Raw genomic sequence first — 18,183 nt, 5'->3', positions numbered from 1 at the left:
AAGTTATAAATGGAGTATCTAAAAATTAACATTCGAGAGGGATGGTAAGATGGATCGTACGATTGGTTACTTACGCGAGATATTGTCTAACTATACGGACCAATATCCTGAAGCGCAGGAAATTTACAATAAAATCAAAAGTGGACATTTTCATTCTGAAGAAGAACTCGTCAATAAGCTTACTGGTAAAGAATCCAGTCTCCTTAACCATATTCTTCCCCAGGAAATTAAGCATGCAAAGGAAGTCAGTGATACGGAACGGGTCACTCAATTGTCGGAGGTATATGAACTGCTTCTTATTTAATAAAACCTTGTCCATGATGATCATGGACAAGGTTTTGTTGGTTTTTTTTACTCCATTTCACTAAGTGAATCCATATGACTGGCTATCATGGCGATGATCGTGCTAGCTTCTTCCCTGCTGAAAATGAAATTTGTTTCATCCTTTATCAAGTCATCATCCGCTGTCCGAATTCGATTGATCCGTTTCAACACGCCATCACCCGTTTCCTGTACGATGCCGAATTGATAGGTGACCTCCACTTCATTATCCTGGATATAGGCGGTCACTTCAGGCGTTTCCCAATCTACATCGATTTCGTATACATCGGATTCTTCGCCGCCGTCTGTATCATAAGATTCATCATACTCATCATCCAATTCAAATTCATAATCGTTGTCATCCTCTTCCAAATAATTATGGAAGCTCTCATGGACAGCATCGACGATATCTTCAATATCTGAAAGGATCACCTTGCTAATCTGCCCTAAATCCGGATCGAAGGATTCCATATAAAATTCCTCATTATACGGATCGAAAAACAGCGTGGAAAAATAATCTCTCTCATCGTCATCCAGCTCTGTATAAAATTCGATGCGTGGATGCTTAGACCCGCGTTCTACGATCATGCTGCCATTGCGGTCGTATTTCTCACAAATTGATTTAAGATGATCCTGCAATTCCCCGCTTACTCTGTCAAACCATTCTAATGACATTCAACATCCACTTCCTTTCATCATTATTATTTCCCAGAAAAGGCGAACATGACATTCCATTTAAAGCCAAATGGAATTTAACTTCACATCAAAAATGTCAGTTATAAAAAAAAAATTTAAAGGAAAAATAAAGTGAAAAGCAAAAAGGCTAAATGTCTGGTTGTACTATTCCATCAATGGCAATGCTTTTTGCAAACTGCATTGCCTTACTAAATAAAACCAAACCATCTAATGGAAGAGTGTTTATCGAAGCGAATTAAGGCTATTTATTTGATTTTTAATCCAGCCGTTAGTGTAGAATACGAAGGTTCCATTTATGGATAACGCAGTTTTGAGCATTTTTATCTAGCTTCCCTATACCTTTCAATAATAAAATCAATAAAATACCTACTTGCTATTGGCAATACCCTTTTATCCTTGTATGCCAAAGTAATTGTTCGAATAATAGAAGGAGTGATAGTTTTCGTCACAATATTATAGGGACATCTATTTAAGAGCAGTTTCGGTAAAATCGAAATGCCAAGCTCTTGTTCAATCATGGACATGATCGCATAGGGATCATATACTCGATATTGTGTATCAGGTTCAAAATTGTACTGTTTAAAAACTATAAAGGTTCATTTATCACTCCCTCATCCAATAGGATATAAGGATCTTTTAGCAATTCTTTTAATGAAACTTTTGTGGATGATGCTAAAGGATGATTTTCTGACAATACAGCCAGCATTTCATCTTCTTGCAAGGGTATCGTAGTTAGATCCGAAACATTTGAATTCACAAAGCCAAAGTCTACGCTGCCTTCTTTAATCCAGTTTGAGATTTCCGTATAATTTCCTTGATGTAATTCAAAATGAACAGTTGGGTAAAGTTCCTTAAAATCTTTGATCAATCCCGGTATCCAATGGCATGTAACACTGGAAAAGGTGCCAATTCGAATAAGGCCACTTTGCAGTCCTTCCATCTCTTTATGCTTTTCAGTCAGTTCCCTATGTGAATTACAAATCTCCCTGATATAGGGCAAAAATTCCTCGCCATCCGGTGTCAGTGTAATACCCTTTCGAGAACGTAAAATAAGAGTGGTAGAAAGCTCTTCCTCCAATGAATGCACCATTTGGCTAATGGCGGACTGAGTATAGCCAAGTTCTTCAGCAGCTTTTGTAAAACTGCCTGTTTCTATGGTTTTGATAAAAGCATAATACGAATTCAACCCCACTAACCCCTTTACATTAGTAATCCTAATAGATCTATTATAAAAATTGGTTTTACTAATGTAAATGGAAGAAATAAAATATAGTTGTGAACAGGACTACGTAAAACGGTTGGGAAGTAATGTTTCACTTGTTAAATTAATTGAAAATATCAAGGAACCTATTAGATCAGGAGTTGAAGTAGAAAAATAATGAATATTAACGTTAAATACAGAAATATTATTTTTGCATTATTAATGGCTTTTAGTATGTCCTTTTTTATTTCATTTATATTAGTCTCAATAAATAGTGGGTATGATCATATATTCTTATCTACATGGTTAAAAACTTGGTCACAGGCTTTTATCTGTGCTTTCTTTGGAGCTTACTTTTTTCCCAGAGTAATACAACAAATAATGAGAAGAATTAATTTTGTGGAAAAACCGCTAATAATTGAGGAAGATTTTTTAGTGAGAGAAGAAGATAATAGATAATGGCCAGTAGAGAATTTGTGGAAATTGTTTTAAAGGCATTCCTGAAAAACAGTAAAAAATATGGATTTTAAGAAGACTGATAAAGAGAGCTGCTCAAATGATGAGCGGCTTTTTTTATGTCCTAATTAAGAAATTTCAAGGCCATGCTACTTTCATCCCATAAAAGTTTATATAGAGTGTGAAAGGGGGTGAGTGGCATGGCAAACCAGATTCCAGTATCAAGTACGTTGCGGATCGATTTTGAGACTGGGTTAAATGAAAAAGGGGCTCTCGTTTTCAGGCGGAGGTCATTTTCGAACATCAAGGTCGATGCGACGGCAGATCAGTTGTTTTCGACAGCTGTTGCAATCGCGAGTGTGCAGAATTATCCAATGGGCGAAGTGACTCGAGTGGATACGTATTCATTGTTTGGCTAATTGGCTTTTGGATAGTTGGAAGAGGGGGAGGTGACATGAAATGGCTAAAGTACTGGAAATGATTTTCGTTACGAAGGAAGGGCAGTCAGCGACGATTTCTGTTGATAATCCGAAGGAGCCGGTCAGTGTAAATACGGTTAAACTGGCTATGGAAAAAGTGATAGCGGGGAATGTGTTCGTTACATCTTCCGGGGATTTCGTAGATTTGAAAGCGGCGCGCGTTGTCGAGCGGAATGTCGAGGAAGTGGAACTTATCTAACGGAGGAAGGTCATCTTTGTAGGACGCCCTGGAAGTGAGGTGAATGAAAAGTGGATCAAATCCTGCCATTTGTCAGTGATATTGGGTTCCCGATCATTGTTACCCTTTATTTGCTTCATAGGATTGAAACGAAATTGGATACTTTGAATGAGACGCTTGTGGAGCTGCCAAATCGCTTGCGAGAAGGGATTTCCAAGTCAGGTTAACGAAAAGCGGGGAGCATCATGAGTGATATCATTCATGATGCTCTTCCTTTTGAAATGGCAAAGTTTTAATAGATTCTAGTTTTATACCTTAACTATCGGGTATACATAAAACTGTAGCTAGTTCATGAAAAATCCAAATAATAAGGAGGAGTTTTAATGACTAACAACAATGAAAAAATGAGTAGGGAAGAAGCTGGCCGCAAAGGCGGGGAAGCGACAGCCAAAAATCATGATAAGGAATTTTTCCAGGAAATCGGCCAAAAAGGCGGAGAAGCCACTTCCGAAAACCATGATAAGGAATTCTATCAGGAAATTGGACAAAAAGGCGGAGAGGCACGGGCCAATCAACGTGATGGGTCCGATGATGGAAAAATGAGCAGGGAAGAAGCAGGGCGCAAGGGCGGGGAAAAGAGTCGCCGTTAAATAGAAGAAGCGACCTGAAGTATTTGTAGATTCTAGTTTTATAGTCGTTCAAGCGGGTATATGACACATGTAGCTAGTTCATGGAAAATCCAAATATTAGGAGGGATTTTTAATGACTAACAACAATGGTAAAATGAATCGTGAAGAAGCAGGCCGTAAAGGTGGAGAAACAACAGCCAAAAATCATGATAAGGAATTCTATCAAGAGATTGGTCAAAAAGGCGGAGAAGCGACATCCGAAAATCATGATAAGGAATTCTATCAAGAGATTGGCCAAAAAGGCGGAGAAGCGACATCCGAAAATCATGGTAAGGAATTCTATCAAGAGATTGGCCAAAAAGGCGGAGAAGCGACATCCGAAAATCATGATAAGGAATTTTATCAGGAGATTGGCCAAAAAGGCGGAGAAGCGACATCCGAAAGTCATGGTAAGGAATTTTATCAGGAGATTGACCAAAAAGGCGGAGAAGCGACATCCGAAAGTCATGGTAAGGAATTCTATCAGGAAATCGGCGAAAAAGGCGGAGAGGCACGGGCCAATCAACGAGATGGCGACGGCAGCTCTGACGGTTCCGGTAATGGGAAAATGAGCCGGGAAGAAGCAGGACGCAAAGGCGGGGAAAAAAGCCGCCGTTAAAATAGAAGGAAAAATCAGTAAAACACATAAATAATCGAGGGAAGTAACCATTCCCTCGGTTTTTTTTATGTTGATTCAACATTGTGTCCCGGGGAAATGCCTATCACAGCACATTGCAAAGTGTGCTTGGAGTTTAAAGTGGGTAAAGAAATAACACCTAGAAAAGGAAGAGGTGATGAAGAAGTTGATCGCTCATTATTCAATTCCCCGTTTAAAAGTGGGCGGAGTTACATTCACTGCACGGCATTCATTGCTTGCTCTTGGTCTTGCGGGAATCGCTTTTCTCCTTTCCAATAAGCGGAAGCATCAAGCGGTATTCAAAACGGCTTCATTGATGTGTAAGATCGAAAGGGAAAAGGATGCCATTAAGCTTAGGTGGCCTGATGAAGGTGGCTTCTATCGGGTATATAGGGGGCAAGAGCTCATTTACAGCGGCACGGAGCCAAGTATTGCAGATCGGGGTTTGACTCCAGGGACCATCTATACGTACACGATAGATAGCTTGAATGAAAAAGAACAGGCAGTGAACAGGATGAAGATACAGACATCAACGACCCCCGAGAATAAAAAAGAGGATAATATCCTTTTGGATTTGGTGTTCACCACGATTGTCGCAAAAGGCCAAACCAGCCTGGAATGGGAGCCCATCAAAGGGATAAAGGAGTATAGGGTTTACCGGAACAGCGTGGAGGTTGGGAAAGTGGATGGATGTTCCTTCAGTGATCGGAGCATTAGTGAAGATCAAGCATACACCTACACCATCAAAGCGAAGCGGCCCCTGCCACTTTCAGAGCAAGAGTCCTTTGCGGTGAAATCCCTTTTGGCGAGTATTGTCGGAGCATTTAAAAAAGGTTCTTCCCAAGCACAGGCAGCGATCGAGGAAATAACGAATACCAAAAAGATAGGACCTGTGAAACAGCTTTTATATTCAGTTGAAAACGATGTGGATGGTAAAAAGAAAAGAAATTGGCAGCTGCGCTATTCCACCTTTTTACCGGAAGAATGGCTGAAAAACCCCAATCTTGCCTCAAAGGTTCCATATTTTAAAGGTGACAACCGCGGGTTTGATCCTGAATCATCCCGTTACCGGACTAGGGTCGATGTGTATATTCACGAAAAGGAGAAGGAAGCCGAGATTGAATTTTCCAAAGCCGTCGGGAAGAGTGAGGCCTACAACCATGATGGGGATTTCCTCGAAGAAGGAGTGGCATCCGATAAAGACATTGTAGTGAAGCACGTGTTATCCAATCATGAGAAAACGACAATACAGCTGACACACTCTGTAGGCAACCCAATCATCATTTCTCCTGCCGTGGATTATAAAGTGATCGGGACCTTTTACCGAAATGGCGAAATCAATATAGCCGGCTATCATGACCAGGCACCCCATCACGAAGTCTACCTAAAGGAGGCAGATGACCCAAACTGGCAACCCCTGCACCAAGCGGAAAACAAAGGGCTCGAAATGATGGCGCATCCTACGGCCAACCATTTGTGGAGATACTCCACATTTACACAATGAAAGGACGAAAAGCCATGATTGCTTATCGTCCTTTTTTTGACCATTTTTAATACAACAAACAAAAAGGACCTCGAATACTTTTAAGTCCTTTTTGCTTCTCGATTAGGTCTTATTATAAAAACCGCTTTCGAACACCTGGCGATGGCAGCATACAGCTTTCTTCTTTCTTTCCGAACCATTTGTAACGGTTTTTGGCAATGAAGTCATAAACGAAGTTCCGGATGAAGCTTGGAACGATGATGAAACCGTAAAGCAATTTCCATGCCCCTTTTAAGCGGCGGCAAATCCTCAAGGCTGCAGACGATTTATAGTAGGCCTGACCCTTTTCGATCAGCACCATGCTATCTATATCTGCAGGAACATCGTACTTCTTCAGCAACTCTTGACCAGCCTCACTTTGAAGCGAAGCGTAATGAAAAAGCCCCTGTGGATCCAGCTTGATAATGAACTGGACACTCGAATCGCAAAAGTTGCATTCACCATCAAATAAAATGACCGGATTCATGAACATTCCTCCTATAGAGAGACGTTTATCATACTCATGCTTATATAATACACTACCCGTTTTGGTAAGGCGAAAACGTCTGGAACTGTTTGGAGTTTTGAAATGTTGGAAGGTGATTGATTGTTCCGGCAAGTCACTAAACGGGTGCGTTAGCGCCATAAGAAGGCCGCATTTGGCGGTGGAATTTGGTTTCAGTCTCTGTCTGTTATCAAACTGTTATTTTCCATTAACCATACTGTAAACAAGCTATGTTATGGTAGATACTCCAATGAAGTTCCTTTAGTAAAAAGCCGGCAATCCTTTATTAGAGGAGAGCCGGTTTTTTCATTCAAACCATAATTGAGGATTAGGAGATATAACTAGCAGTTTCTTTATAGGAGGTAAGATTTATTTGAAACGTGATCCTTATTTTGATAATGCGAAAGCTGTTTTAATCGTACTAGTGGTTTTGGGACACACATTAGCTCGAATGGTAGAAGAAAACGAATGGATTTTAACTATTTATTTGTTTGTTTTTTCGTTCCATATGCCAGCTTTTATTTTAGTATCCGGCTATTTTTCAAGAAAGATAAAAAGTAAAAAGGACCTCTGGGTGCTAATAAAGAAAATATTAATTCCCTTTGTAATATTCCAGGTGATTTATACCTTCTATTATCAGAAGTTATTTGATGAACCAATTGAATTCACCATTTTGACTCCAAGATGGGCCTTATGGTTCTTAATAAGCTTATTCTGTTGGAATATATTATTGTTTATATTTTCCTCCAGGAAATATGGAATCGTTTTTTCGATAATTGTATCTCTAATAATTGGTTACATTGGTGAAGTAAATGAATGGTTAAGTTTGTCGAGAACGTTCTTTTTCTTTCCTTTCTTTTTAATTGGACATTTTTTAGAAAAAGATCATTTTGAATGGGTTAAAAAGAAAAGTAATGCCCTAATCGGCTGGGTTGTACTAGGGTTAATCTTTACCGGTATTTACTTCTATGGTGAAATTACTTGGAGGGAATGGTTTTATGGCCGTTTAGGTTATAAGGAATTAATGGAAGGTTCCATTGCCCTCGGTTTTATATATAAGTTGATCGTTTATTTAATCATGGGAGCAGCAACTTATTGTTTTTTTTGTATCGTTCCTAGAAAGCATACATTTTTTACTGAGATAGGATCCATAACATTGGTTATTTATCTTTTTCATATGTTTATTTTGGAATATGTTTATAACTCATTTATATATGATTGGATCAAAGAAAGTGGCCAATATTATGTTTTATTAGTCATACCTGTGACCATTATATTTATATTATCAAGAAAACCGATTGTAAAAGTGGAATGTGTGTTAATAGGTATGAAAATGAAAACATAACAGATAATTGAAGATAGGTTTAAATAAAGCTTGTAAAAAATTCAGGTCCGAAATACATGGACATGAATATTTCATAAAGAAATGATCAAGCATCTAAAAAGTAACTAGCCCTTCAGTTTGAAGGGTTTTTTCATGAAAAGATATTGTCATGCAGGAGGACCCCATCGCATCAAGATAAAAAAACACACAGATCCCCTAATTTGGTGATTCGCAAAAAACTATCTATTTAAAAGGGGAATCTTTTTTATTTAAATGGAGCCTCCCACTAAAAGGGCAATACCCCTTATAAAGTTATTTCAGGAAAGAAAATGAAGGTTATTACCCGAAATGTTTCCAAAATTATTAAAGGGTAATTACTGTTTTATTTCAATTTCAATAAACCACCTCTAAACATTCAGATTTATTTTATTATGACTATATAGGATTTTACTATCAACAAAGGAGAGGCATATGAAAAAGTTTTTCTTCATCTTCATTTTGGCTTTAATTCCCTTCGCCTCTACGACTGTAAGTGCAGAATCTGACTTACCTCTCAATAGTGAAGCGGGAATCATTATTGATGCGAAAAGTGGAAAAGTATTATACGAAAAAAACATGGATAAAAGTATGTATCCAGCCAGTCTAACGAAAGTTGCCACTGCTATATATGCTATAGAACACGGGGATAAGAACGAACTGGTGACTGTTAGCAAAAAAGCAGCGGAGGCAGACGGGTCTTCGGTATTTATTGAACCTGGGGAGGAAATAGAGCTTTCCAAATTAATTGCAGGGATGCTAATCAACTCTGGAAATGATGCAGCCATCGCAATTGCCGAGCATATGTCTGGTAGTGAAAAACTGTTCATGGAAGATCTGAATGAGTTTTTAAGAAAAGAAGTAAACGTCACCGATACTCATTTTACGAACCCCCATGGATTGTTTGACAAAAACCACGTAACTACAGCAAGTGACCTTGCGAAAATTACCCAATATGCAATGAAAAATGAAATTTTCCGTGAATATCTTGGGAAGAAGGAGTTACCATGGGAAGTGGAAACATGGGACACAACTCTAGTTACCCATCATAAAATGTTAAAAGGCGAACTACCCTATAAGGGAATAACCGGCGGGAAAACCGGTTTCGTCAGTAAATCCGGCTACACCTTGATATCTACTGCTACTAGAGGAGAACAGGACTTGATTGCCGTCACTCTAAATGCTCCTTCGGACAAGGTTGCCTATTCTGATACTGAGCTTTTATTCAGCTATGCCTTTGAAAACTTTATATCAGCCAAAATTGATAAAAAAAGCATACTGTATTCAGCGGACTACTCTAATTCCTACACGCTGAACGAAGACTTATACTATACTCATTTAATTAATGATATACCCAGTCTAAAAACGAGCAATGATGGAATTCTCTCAATCATGAACCAAGAAGGGGAAGCAATAGAATCCTTTGACCTTAAAACGGTCGCTGATGTCAGGAACACAGTTTTGCCTGCCTCGATTAAAAAAGAAACAATCAATGAGAAGCTAATAAATTTTTCTTTCCCATCTCTAGCATGGGGAGGCAAATAACCAGCCGAATTGGAAATGGAGTATCTGACCCTAATAGTATTAAATAAAACTATTAGGGATGATTTCATGATGTATATCTATAATGATTATGGGGGTACACATACCACGTCTTTGGCTGCCGCATATCATTTAAAACAATTACCTCAATCGGAAAGAAAACTAACTTCGGAAGAAATATTACATGTAAAATATTTCAATAAATTAACAAAAAAAGAATTTGGAAAGCTAATTTTTCGCGGGACCGATGAAGAGGGCAACTCAGTTTATACAATTGGACATAAAAGAGACAAACTTGTTGTTCCAGCATTAAAAGAATTGACTTTACTACTAGAAGAGAAATTTCACTTTAACGAAAAAATAGTATTCTCCAATACATCACCAACCGTACCTATTGCAATGTCCATAGGGGGATATTTATCAAGAGCATTAAAAATTGATTTTATAGGTGTACCATTATTAATTATAGGCACCAAACAATGCTGTGATAATATTTTTCGGTTGGTTGAAAATACGAAACAAATTGGGAAAGCAGCGACTGGGGAAAAAGTGATTATATTGGAAAATGAAATATATAAGTAATACTATTAAATGGTTTATCTCTGTTAGTAAAAGATTGCTTAGCCCATAGGAATTCGAATGTCGATATATAGATTAAGTCAACAATTGATGTTGGCTTTTTTTGTTACGCTTTTAATGAAGATGTGCTATAGAAGAGGTGGTGATTGTTCATCTAACGGGTGCATTAGGGGATAGATTAATTAATATGATGATAATTGAATTGAACCGAACAATAAACCACCACCCGAAAGTGGAGGTTTATTATTGAATCGAGGAAATTACTGTTCTTGTAAGCTGGTTACAGAAACACTTTGTTTTTTATTGGGATCATCAAGGGGATGGATTGTAGCCGTTCCATTTTGTTCATCCACGTGCTCAATGTAGATACTTTCCTCATTATAGGTTACAGTAACCATATTTGGTGAAGAAGCAATTTCTTCCGCTCGTTGTGCGTTCATTTTAGCCACCTCCTTTGGACTTGCAACATGTATAATATTTGTTTCGAATTACTTAGATATACCTGTTGTAATTAAAATGCCCTTACACCCTTACTTAACTAACTGGTGCGTTAGCTGAAGATCGAGTCAGTTTTTAATTATTTCCAATAACGCGGCATGTTAGTTCAAAAGACTAAAATCAGTGGTTTGATATAATTACAGTACATTAAAAAGTTTAGGGGGATGTAAAATGACTATATGGGTAAATAAGGGATTTTCAATTTCTACTAATAAAAAGTATTTAGATGTAGATTTAATACATAATTTTTTGAATCAAGAAGCTTACTGGTCAAAGGGGATACTCAAGGAAACAGTAATAAAGTCAATTGAAAATACGACCTTATGCTTTGGGGTTTATAAAGGTGAAATAGGTAATGAAGGAAGTGAACAAGTTGGATTTGCAAGGGTAATAACCGATTTAGCAACCCATGCGTACCTTTGCGATGTGTTTATATTACCTGACTATCGTAAATTGGGATTATCAAAATGGTTAATGGATGTTATCACCAACCATTCCGAACTAGAAGGGGTTCGCAGGTTTATGTTAGCTACTAATGATGCACATTCATTATATAAAAAATACGGTTTTAATCAGATTGATAATCCAGAGCTATTTATGCAAAAAGTCCGTAAATCCCCATATCAACAATAAGGTTATTTTCATTAGCAGGTGCAAAAGTTCTCTAAGGGACAGTGACGAATTGCTCTTTTCTTATAGAGCAAAAGGGCTTAAGCAGCAATTCTTACTTATATGCAGGAAAACAGTATATATAAGATATGAGAGGAATTAAAATGGAAAAATTTAATTTGATCAAGCAAAATCATAGTGTAGTTCCAAATTATAAAGTAGATGATAAGGAAGTTTCTTTTGATATATACATTAGTCCAAAACAAGAGGTCTGCATTATTGGGATATTAGATAATAACTATATATGCTGGTGTTCTATAACTACGATTTCTGACTATGAAAATAATTCTGCTATTTTTCAATATGTATCGAATCTCCAAATAAAAACGATATCGAATAATCATAAAGCTTTAGGAGATCGGTATAAAGAAGTTAAAAGTTGGCATAGAATGCAGATTTGTAAGAGACCTTATCAAGATCAGTATCTATATTATTCGCCAGTAAGTTCTTCCTTCTTTACGGAAAGTGAATTTTTCGCAAGAGAAATCTATACGTTTTATAAACAAGAGAGAGCCAAATGTGAATACAGGTTAATTGACGATGCTTATATAACTATTTTAGAAAGATATAAAAGCATTTTAAATAAAGAAAACCAAGAATATAGTTATTATTACGAAATGAACCCACTAATTAGGATAATAAAAGATGAAAGTTATATAAAACTATGTCCTATATCAGAAATCAGACAATTATATTTAGAATGCCTTGAAAAATGTGATGATTTATATAACGGATATATGACAGCGATTCGTTAAAAAATATAATTTCGGGGTGAATAAAAGGGCCATTTTGATTAAACAATCAAAAAATGCGGTTGCCCAAATTAAAGAATTTTGAACGAAAAGCTTCTTCTTACTGAACATGAATAAAAATAATAAAATGACTTACAGTGTGATCGTTTTCATTTACTTTTGTAAAAGGTTGCTTTTTTATTGAAAGTCTATAAAGAGATTGTGAGGGCTTGTACTTAAACTAACTGAAGTTTAGCTGAAGTAGGATTAGACCCTACATAATCGTGCACAGAATGTCGGATGATTAGTTTCAACTCCTGCTATTCTGTTGATATAAGGGAGGTCATTGAATGGATTTGCTCAAAAATATGAATGGCGCCATTAAATTCATTGAAGACAATCTTACGAATGAAATTGACTTTAAAGAAGTTGCAAGGCTAGCTTATTGTTCGGAATATCATTTTAAAAGGATGTTTTCCTTCCTGGCAGGTATTTCCCTATCCGAGTATATCCGCCGAAGACGACTTACGCTTGCGGCATTTGAGCTTAAAGATAACAAGATAAAGGTCATTGATATAGCGATAAAGTACGGGTACAGCTCACCGGACTCTTTTACAAGGGCGTTTCAACATTTGCATGGTATCACACCATCAGAAGCGAGAAGTAATGGCCATTCACTTAAAGCCTTTCCACTGATGTCCTTCCAACTATCCATTAAAGGAGGCAACGAAATGAACTACCGAATTGAAGAAAAAGAGGCGTTTCGCATTATTGGAATTAAAAAAAGAGTTCCGATCATTTTTAACGGGGTTAATCCAGAGATTGCATCCATGTGGCAAAGTTTAGACGAGAAAATGATAAATGAACTTAAAGACCTTTCGAATGTCGAGCCAACAGGACTGCTTAGTGCATCTACGAACTTTTCCGAAGGCAGGCTGGAGGAAAAAGGGGAGCTTGATCATTATATCGGCGCAGCTACAACGAAGGAATGTCCAGATAACTTAACACAGCTTGAAGTTGATGCATCTACATGGGCGGTATTCGAAGCAGTCGGACCTTTTCCTGAAACACTGCAAAATGTATGGGGCCGTATTTATTCCGAATGGTTTCCATCCTCTAACTATGAACAAATCGAAGGGCCGGAAATCCTTTGGAACGAAAATAAAGATGTAACCTCACCAACATTTCGAAGTGAAATCTGGATTCCGGTTTTGAAAAAGTAAGCATAGGCATAAGATTTATCCGAAGAGCTGTTTCGACAGCTCTTATTTATTTTTAGCTGGGGATCGTAGCTGCCTTAGGCAGCTTTTTTATTATGGAACTATCGGTGGCAGGTCTAAGCAAAAGAGGTCTTTTTATTATGTTTCGAGAATTAATATTAATAGATTAATGCTAGAACAGGGGGAGGAAATGAATGAAACAAAATATTTATGATAATCAGATTTTCTTTAATGAATATACGTCGTTACGTGAGAGTGGTGTTACCTATAATGATTTTGTTGAGCAGCCATCAATTAAATCTACCATTTCAAACCTTAAGGGGAAATCAATATTAGATTTAGGTTGTGGAACTGGTCATTTTTCAAGTTATTGTATAGAAAACGGTGCTTCGAAAGTTTTAGGTGTAGATATTTCAAGAAATATGATTGAACAGGCGAAAAAAGATAACAATCACGAGAAAATAGATTATATGTGTATACCAATAGAAGACCTGGATCTACCAAATCATAAATTCGACTTAATCATAAGTTCTTTGGCTATTCATTACATAGAAGATTACCCAAACCTAATCAAGAAGATTAATGGATTATTAAAAAAGAACGGTGAATTTATCTTTTCAACTGAACATCCGATAGTTACAGCTCGAAAAGAGATGGATAATTGGATTCACGATAATGAAGGGGTTAAATTACATTGGGCATTGGATAATTACCAGGAAGAAGGAAAAAGGGAACAACATTGGTATATTGATGGTGTGATTATATATCATAGAACCATTTCAACTTTAATAAATACACTTATAGATAATGGGTTTGTAGTAGAAAAGATTATTGAACCACAATCAATCCCTACTGGATTAGAGCAAATGCCGAAGTTAATTAATGAAAACCGGAGACCGTCTTTTATTATTATTAAATCAAGAAATGGGGATAGGAGCTAACTTGGCAGTTTAGTTGTGAAGGCTCTAAGAAATCAGATTAATTGTAGGAGGCGGAATAATGAATATTGGAAACGAATATTTAAAAATTGTAATTGAAAGATTTAAAAGTGTAAAAGATCTTGGAGATAAAACGATAAACCAATTATCTGAAGAGGAGATCTATTGGACTTATAATGACGAGTCAAATAGTATCGCAATAATAGTAAAGCATCTGAGTGGAAATATGGTTTCAAGGTGGACTGACTTTTTAACAACAGACGGAGAGAAGGAATATAGAAATCGTGACGAAGAATTTTCAGATGATATATCTTCAAAATCAGAGCTCACAATTGTTTGGGAAAAGGGTTGGCAAACCCTGATTGATACATTAACTGGTTTAAGTGAACAAGATTTATTAAAAAAAATATATATTCGTGGGGAAGGTCATTTGGTATTAGAGGCTATTGAGAGGCAAATGGCACATTATTCTTATCATGTTGGGCAAATTGTTTATATTGGTAAACAAGTAAAAAACAATAAATGGGAAAGCCTCAGTATACCAAAGGGGAAATCTGAAGAATATTTAAAACAAATGCTTGATAAACACCGAGAGTAGATCGATCGTTATTGAGTTAACTGGTGCTTTGCTGAAGATAGGAGCTGTCTTTAAGGCAGCTTTTTCATTATGAATAAGAAGTCAAATTTGCACGCATTATTCCTTCTAATACGATTACAATATCGCCCCAACCAAAAATGTTAGTTGATTTCGCACAATTGATAACGTTTTGGTCACATTTACAACGACCCGGGTATGATTTGTAAGTACCATAGCAATAATCGTGAGTACGGCAGCAGGTATCAAGAGAGTGAGCTAAATATAGATTTTGAAGAAAAAAAGAAAATTGTCGATGATGAAGATTGTTTAGTTCAATCCTTTCAAATTTAAACAGATTATTAAATTAATGGGTGCGTTAGCTGAAGTTCGGAGCTGTCTTTACCGGCACCCTAGAGCAATTGGCTCGGCTCAGCGGTACAACCGTGTAAGGCCCGCGGATACAACCGACCTTTAATTATAATTACGGATCAAATCGTTTGGTAGGATCAGATCTTTTTTTTGTTTTTATAATAATAACATAAATAGAACAGATGTTCCAGTGGTTATGTGTAAATATATTACATTTTTTAAGCCAGCTCTGTTAAAGGGTATGTTGATTTTTTTGTAGAACTAACGGATGCTTTACTTCATTACCAGGAGCTGATCAGCAGCTCCTTTTCTTATGCAACGAACAAGTTTCATGCACGTATAAATTGTAACGAATACTTCTGTTTTTATTCTTTTAAAGGTTTTATTAAAGTTGAATAGAATTACTAATTTGGATATATAAACAAAATTGAGGTGTTATCTTGCAGATACTATTAATTCGACATGGTGAGTCAGAAGACGATTTTTTAGAAGAAAATTATGAAGGATCTACAGATTTACCGCTAACTATTAAGGGCGTGGAACAAGTGGAAAAAATGTGTCGTCGTGTTTCAGAAGAGTTTCCACCGGAATTCATATGGTCAAGTACCTTAATTCGTGCCAGTAAAACTGCTGAAACTTTATCCAATACTATCAAATGTCCAGTAACATTCTTGGATGAGTTACGAGAGATGCAAGATAGGGAGAGTGAATCTGATTTTAGATTACGAGCTCAAAATGTACTTTCCCACCTTAGAGAAAACAGTGCAAACTATAAAAGGATTGCGGTTGTGTCCCACGGGGGTATGATTACAAAAATAATTGAAAGTTTTCTTCAATTGCCACACGAAATTGATGATGTGTGGTTCAATTCCAATAATACTGGCATTCATCTTCTTGAGTATACCGAACATCCATATAAACTTATTAGATTTTTAAACAGTACCACGCATTTGAATTAACGTTTGTGTACGCTATATAACAAAGGAAGCCCAATTTCTCGTTTGTACCACTGAGAAATTGGGCTTTTATTAGGGTCATCTTCGACTTATTCTTTTATCACGAACTAAGCTTTATAACTGAATCTATAATTTTGTCCCAATCTTCACTATGAATCTCATGCCCTGATCCATCAAGAGTCACTAATTCTGCATGAGGGATGGCTTTCGTAAGTGCAAGCCCGTGCTCGTATGGCAGGGCTGGATCTTCTGTGCCATGGATAATGAGGACAGGTACACTGATCTCACCCATTCTATCGTAATACAAGTCTCCGCCTTGCAGCATGGCATGATTAAATCTGCTCGGTAGCTGTTTGGCGCGATCAAACTCTCTTTCCGCCAGTTTATACATTCTTTCCTGCTCATAAGGTTTGGAACCGGCTAATGTTTTCCATCCGTCCGCAAGGTAAGGGATGACCGCCTCCCGATTTGACCAATCGATGAAAGCACTCTTCGCATGGTGATCCAATATAGTCTGGTCCATTGGAGGCAGTTTTTCCATCACAGTCCCGAACACACTTGATGCAATTAGCGTAAGGGTAAATACGCGTTTCGGATATTTTAAGGCAAGAATCTGGCCGATCATACCGCCTAGGGACATTCCGACGATATGAGCTTGCTTTATGGAATAAGCGTCCAGGACACCCACGGCATCGTCAGCCATGTCCGTTATTGTATAGTTGGAAGTACCGGGTTCATAAACGGCCGATCGTCCCAGATCCCGATGATCGTACCGAATGACAAACCTCCCCTGACCAGCGAGTCGGAGACAGAAATCGTCATCCCACCAGTCTAATGAAGACATGGCTCCCATGATCAAAAGCACAGCAGGGTCCTTAGGGTTTCCAAAAATTTCTGTACATATATCGACTTTATTTATTTTCAGTATCTGTTCACTCATGTTTTTTACCTCCGCTTAAAATATTATCCAATTGCGCAGATCAATAAATTCTTTCCGGAGCATGATGGGCCTGCCCCTTTAATTATCGCAGTCTAACCCACTTAATAATCATGACGAGGCCTCCTTTTATATTTGTAAAATGGGAGGTATCCCTATAATACTGTAACATGGGGGAATTCTTTGTGCCACCAAAATTTTCCACATTATTTCCTCAGGAAAAAGTCTGTCCTGTTATTCCATGAATACAGAAAAGCCCGAATAAAAGAGCACCTTTTTGGTGCCATTCATTCGGGCTTTTGTTCTTTTGCAAGATGTATTTTATTGTGCTGTATACCCGCCATCTAACACAACTGCCTGGCCGGTGATGCCTCGTGCTTTGTCGCTTGCAAGGAAAATGGCGTAGTCGGCAATTTCGCTTACGTCGAGCAAGCGGTTTTGTGGGACGAGCGGATAGATGACTTCTTCCAAAACGCTTTCCAGCGGTACTTGCCTTGTTTTTGCCAAGTCCTCCAGTTGACCGCGGACGAGAGGTGTGTCCACGTATCCTGGGCAAAGGGCATTTACGGTTATGCCTGAAGAGGCGCTTTCTAAGGCGGCTACTTTCGTTAATCCGATTACACCGTGTTTTGCACTATTGTAAGCTGCTTTGTTGGCGAATCCAATTAGTCCGTTAATGGAAGAGATGTTGATGATTCTGCCGAAGCCTTGTTCTTTCATGATGGGCAAAACGTTCTTAATCGCGATGAATGGAGCGGTCAGCATGATTTTGATCATCAGTTCGAATTTTTCAGTTGGAAACTCTTCGATTGGTGCAACATGTTGAAGGCCGGCGTTATTAATGAAAATATCAATTCGTCCATATTTGTCTTTAGCTTGTTTGATTAGTTGGGTAATATCTTCTTCACTTGTTACGTCTGCTTTTAAGCCGATAACATCCAAGCCTTTGTTCATTAGGTCCAATGCAGCTTTTTCAACAGTGTTTAGATCAAGGTCGGACAAAACGACCTTTGCGCCATTTTCAGCAAATATCTTTCCAATCTCAAAGCCAATTCCTCTGGCAGATCCGGTAATTATCGCCACTTTATCTTTAACCATATTACATTCCTCCAATAAAAATGTAATGGTCCAGGTCTGTCATATT

Annotated in this window: 24 protein-coding genes and 1 pseudogene; 18 read left to right on the top strand and 7 right to left on the bottom strand. The window is 37.6% G+C overall.

Going from position 1 to position 18,183, the window contains the following annotated elements; all coding sequences use genetic code 11:
* Window positions 1-49: 49 nt before the first annotated feature.
* Complete coding sequence (locus tag ACDZ29_RS04570) at window positions 50-304, top strand: sigma-G-dependent sporulation-specific acid-soluble spore protein CsgA (protein WP_289315087.1); 255 nt, start codon at window positions 50-52, stop codon at window positions 302-304.
* Between the two features lie 47 nt (window positions 305-351).
* On the opposite strand, the gene ACDZ29_RS04565 is transcribed toward ACDZ29_RS04570, so the two are convergent.
* The 3 genes from ACDZ29_RS04565 to ACDZ29_RS04555 form a co-directional block, all read right to left on the bottom strand.
* Window positions 352-996: a hypothetical protein gene (locus ACDZ29_RS04565; protein WP_289315088.1), complete on the bottom strand. Its 645-nt coding sequence runs from the start codon at window positions 994-996 to the stop codon at window positions 352-354.
* 341 nt (window positions 997-1,337) lie between these two features.
* Window positions 1,338-1,541 carry a hypothetical protein gene (locus ACDZ29_RS04560; protein ID WP_375090073.1) on the bottom strand — a complete coding sequence of 68 codons (204 nt, stop codon included), beginning with the start codon at window positions 1,539-1,541 and terminating at the stop codon, window positions 1,338-1,340.
* 62 nt (window positions 1,542-1,603) lie between these two features.
* Window positions 1,604-2,203 carry a LysR family transcriptional regulator gene (locus tag ACDZ29_RS04555; RefSeq protein WP_375090071.1) on the bottom strand — a complete coding sequence of 200 codons (600 nt, stop codon included), beginning with the start codon at window positions 2,201-2,203 and terminating at the stop codon, window positions 1,604-1,606.
* Between the two features lie 192 nt (window positions 2,204-2,395).
* On the opposite strand from ACDZ29_RS04555, the gene ACDZ29_RS04550 reads away from it, so the two are divergent.
* The 8 genes and pseudogenes from ACDZ29_RS04550 (at window position 2,396) to ACDZ29_RS04515 (ending at window position 6,140) form a co-directional block, all read left to right on the top strand.
* Complete coding sequence (locus ACDZ29_RS04550; protein ID WP_375090069.1) at window positions 2,396-2,677, top strand: DUF2798 domain-containing protein; 282 nt, start codon at window positions 2,396-2,398, stop codon at window positions 2,675-2,677.
* A 197-nt stretch (window positions 2,678-2,874) separates the two neighbouring features.
* Window positions 2,875-3,093, top strand: coding sequence for a DUF1659 domain-containing protein (locus tag ACDZ29_RS04545; protein ID WP_289326269.1), 219 nt, complete (start codon window positions 2,875-2,877; stop codon window positions 3,091-3,093).
* 40 nt (window positions 3,094-3,133) lie between these two features.
* On the top strand, window positions 3,134-3,352 hold the full coding sequence (locus tag ACDZ29_RS04540) for a DUF2922 domain-containing protein (RefSeq protein ID WP_289326268.1): 219 nt from the start codon (window positions 3,134-3,136) through the stop codon (window positions 3,350-3,352).
* A gap of 50 nt (window positions 3,353-3,402) precedes the next feature.
* Window positions 3,403-3,558: a YvrJ family protein gene (locus ACDZ29_RS04535; protein WP_289315092.1), complete on the top strand. Its 156-nt coding sequence runs from the start codon at window positions 3,403-3,405 to the stop codon at window positions 3,556-3,558.
* A 156-nt stretch (window positions 3,559-3,714) separates the two neighbouring features.
* On the top strand, window positions 3,715-3,981 hold the full coding sequence (locus ACDZ29_RS04530) for a KGG domain-containing protein (protein ID WP_251432644.1): 267 nt from the start codon (window positions 3,715-3,717) through the stop codon (window positions 3,979-3,981).
* A gap of 112 nt (window positions 3,982-4,093) precedes the next feature.
* Window positions 4,094-4,453, top strand: a pseudogene (gene gsiB / locus ACDZ29_RS04525) (glucose starvation-inducible protein GsiB); the annotation flags it as partial.
* Window positions 4,430-4,618, top strand: coding sequence for a KGG domain-containing protein (locus ACDZ29_RS04520; protein WP_375091100.1), 189 nt, complete (start codon window positions 4,430-4,432; stop codon window positions 4,616-4,618). The pseudogene gsiB and the gene ACDZ29_RS04520, both read left to right, overlap by 24 nt.
* A 175-nt stretch (window positions 4,619-4,793) precedes the next feature.
* Window positions 4,794-6,140 (top strand): DUF3238 domain-containing protein, encoded by a 1,347-nt coding sequence (locus ACDZ29_RS04515; protein WP_375090066.1) that lies wholly within the window; start codon window positions 4,794-4,796, stop codon window positions 6,138-6,140.
* Between the two features lie 112 nt (window positions 6,141-6,252).
* Here ACDZ29_RS04515 and ACDZ29_RS04510 read toward each other — a convergent pair whose 3' ends face one another.
* Window positions 6,253-6,645 (bottom strand): thiol-disulfide oxidoreductase DCC family protein, encoded by a 393-nt coding sequence (locus ACDZ29_RS04510; protein WP_375090064.1) that lies wholly within the window; start codon window positions 6,643-6,645, stop codon window positions 6,253-6,255.
* A gap of 391 nt (window positions 6,646-7,036) precedes the next feature.
* On the opposite strand from ACDZ29_RS04510, the gene ACDZ29_RS04505 reads away from it, so the two are divergent.
* From ACDZ29_RS04505 to ACDZ29_RS04495, 3 genes are all read left to right on the top strand, one after another.
* Complete coding sequence (locus tag ACDZ29_RS04505; protein ID WP_375090063.1) at window positions 7,037-8,008, top strand: acyltransferase family protein; 972 nt, start codon at window positions 7,037-7,039, stop codon at window positions 8,006-8,008.
* 450 nt (window positions 8,009-8,458) lie between these two features.
* Window positions 8,459-9,568 carry a D-alanyl-D-alanine carboxypeptidase family protein gene (locus tag ACDZ29_RS04500; protein WP_375090062.1) on the top strand — a complete coding sequence of 370 codons (1,110 nt, stop codon included), beginning with the start codon at window positions 8,459-8,461 and terminating at the stop codon, window positions 9,566-9,568.
* A gap of 66 nt (window positions 9,569-9,634) precedes the next feature.
* On the top strand, window positions 9,635-10,147 hold the full coding sequence (locus ACDZ29_RS04495) for a DUF3189 family protein (RefSeq protein WP_289327380.1): 513 nt from the start codon (window positions 9,635-9,637) through the stop codon (window positions 10,145-10,147).
* A 257-nt stretch (window positions 10,148-10,404) separates the two neighbouring features.
* Here the strand turns inward: ACDZ29_RS04495 and ACDZ29_RS04490 are convergent, their stop codons facing one another.
* Entirely contained in the window at window positions 10,405-10,584 is a 180-nt protein-coding gene (locus ACDZ29_RS04490) for a small acid-soluble spore protein H (RefSeq protein ID WP_054399815.1), read from the bottom strand.
* A 229-nt stretch (window positions 10,585-10,813) separates the two neighbouring features.
* Here ACDZ29_RS04490 and ACDZ29_RS04485 point away from each other — a divergent pair, with 229 nt between their 5' ends.
* The 6 genes from ACDZ29_RS04485 to ACDZ29_RS04460 all read left to right on the top strand — a co-directional run bounded on the left by ACDZ29_RS04485 (window position 10,814) and on the right by ACDZ29_RS04460 (window position 16,105).
* On the top strand, window positions 10,814-11,275 hold the full coding sequence (locus tag ACDZ29_RS04485) for a GNAT family N-acetyltransferase (RefSeq protein ID WP_375090060.1): 462 nt from the start codon (window positions 10,814-10,816) through the stop codon (window positions 11,273-11,275).
* A gap of 140 nt (window positions 11,276-11,415) precedes the next feature.
* Window positions 11,416-12,066 (top strand): hypothetical protein, encoded by a 651-nt coding sequence (locus tag ACDZ29_RS04480; RefSeq protein WP_375090059.1) that lies wholly within the window; start codon window positions 11,416-11,418, stop codon window positions 12,064-12,066.
* Between the two features lie 326 nt (window positions 12,067-12,392).
* A complete protein-coding gene (locus tag ACDZ29_RS04475; RefSeq protein WP_375090058.1) occupies window positions 12,393-13,265 on the top strand; it encodes a GyrI-like domain-containing protein in 873 nt (290 codons plus the stop codon).
* A 191-nt stretch (window positions 13,266-13,456) separates the two neighbouring features.
* On the top strand, window positions 13,457-14,203 hold the full coding sequence (locus ACDZ29_RS04470; RefSeq protein ID WP_375090056.1) for a class I SAM-dependent methyltransferase: 747 nt from the start codon (window positions 13,457-13,459) through the stop codon (window positions 14,201-14,203).
* Window positions 14,204-14,261: 58 nt separating this feature from the next.
* The gene (locus ACDZ29_RS04465; protein WP_375090055.1) at window positions 14,262-14,798 is read left to right on the top strand and encodes a DUF1572 domain-containing protein; all 537 of its coding nucleotides are present in this window, start codon (window positions 14,262-14,264) and stop codon (window positions 14,796-14,798) included.
* Window positions 14,799-15,586: 788 nt separating this feature from the next.
* On the top strand, window positions 15,587-16,105 hold the full coding sequence (locus ACDZ29_RS04460; RefSeq protein WP_370016241.1) for a histidine phosphatase family protein: 519 nt from the start codon (window positions 15,587-15,589) through the stop codon (window positions 16,103-16,105).
* Window positions 16,106-16,202: 97 nt separating this feature from the next.
* Here ACDZ29_RS04460 and ACDZ29_RS04455 read toward each other — a convergent pair whose 3' ends face one another.
* Window positions 16,203-17,042, bottom strand: coding sequence for an alpha/beta fold hydrolase (locus tag ACDZ29_RS04455; RefSeq protein ID WP_375090053.1), 840 nt, complete (start codon window positions 17,040-17,042; stop codon window positions 16,203-16,205).
* 318 nt (window positions 17,043-17,360) lie between these two features.
* Window positions 17,361-18,137: a 3-hydroxybutyrate dehydrogenase gene (locus ACDZ29_RS04450; protein WP_375090051.1), complete on the bottom strand. Its 777-nt coding sequence runs from the start codon at window positions 18,135-18,137 to the stop codon at window positions 17,361-17,363.
* Between the last annotated feature and the right edge of the window lie 46 nt (window positions 18,138-18,183).

It is taken from the genome of Peribacillus sp. RS7 (assembly GCF_041956845.1).
GTDB lineage: Bacteria > Bacillota > Bacilli > Bacillales > DSM-1321 > Peribacillus.
This window is presented reverse-complemented; position numbering and strand designations above follow the sequence as displayed.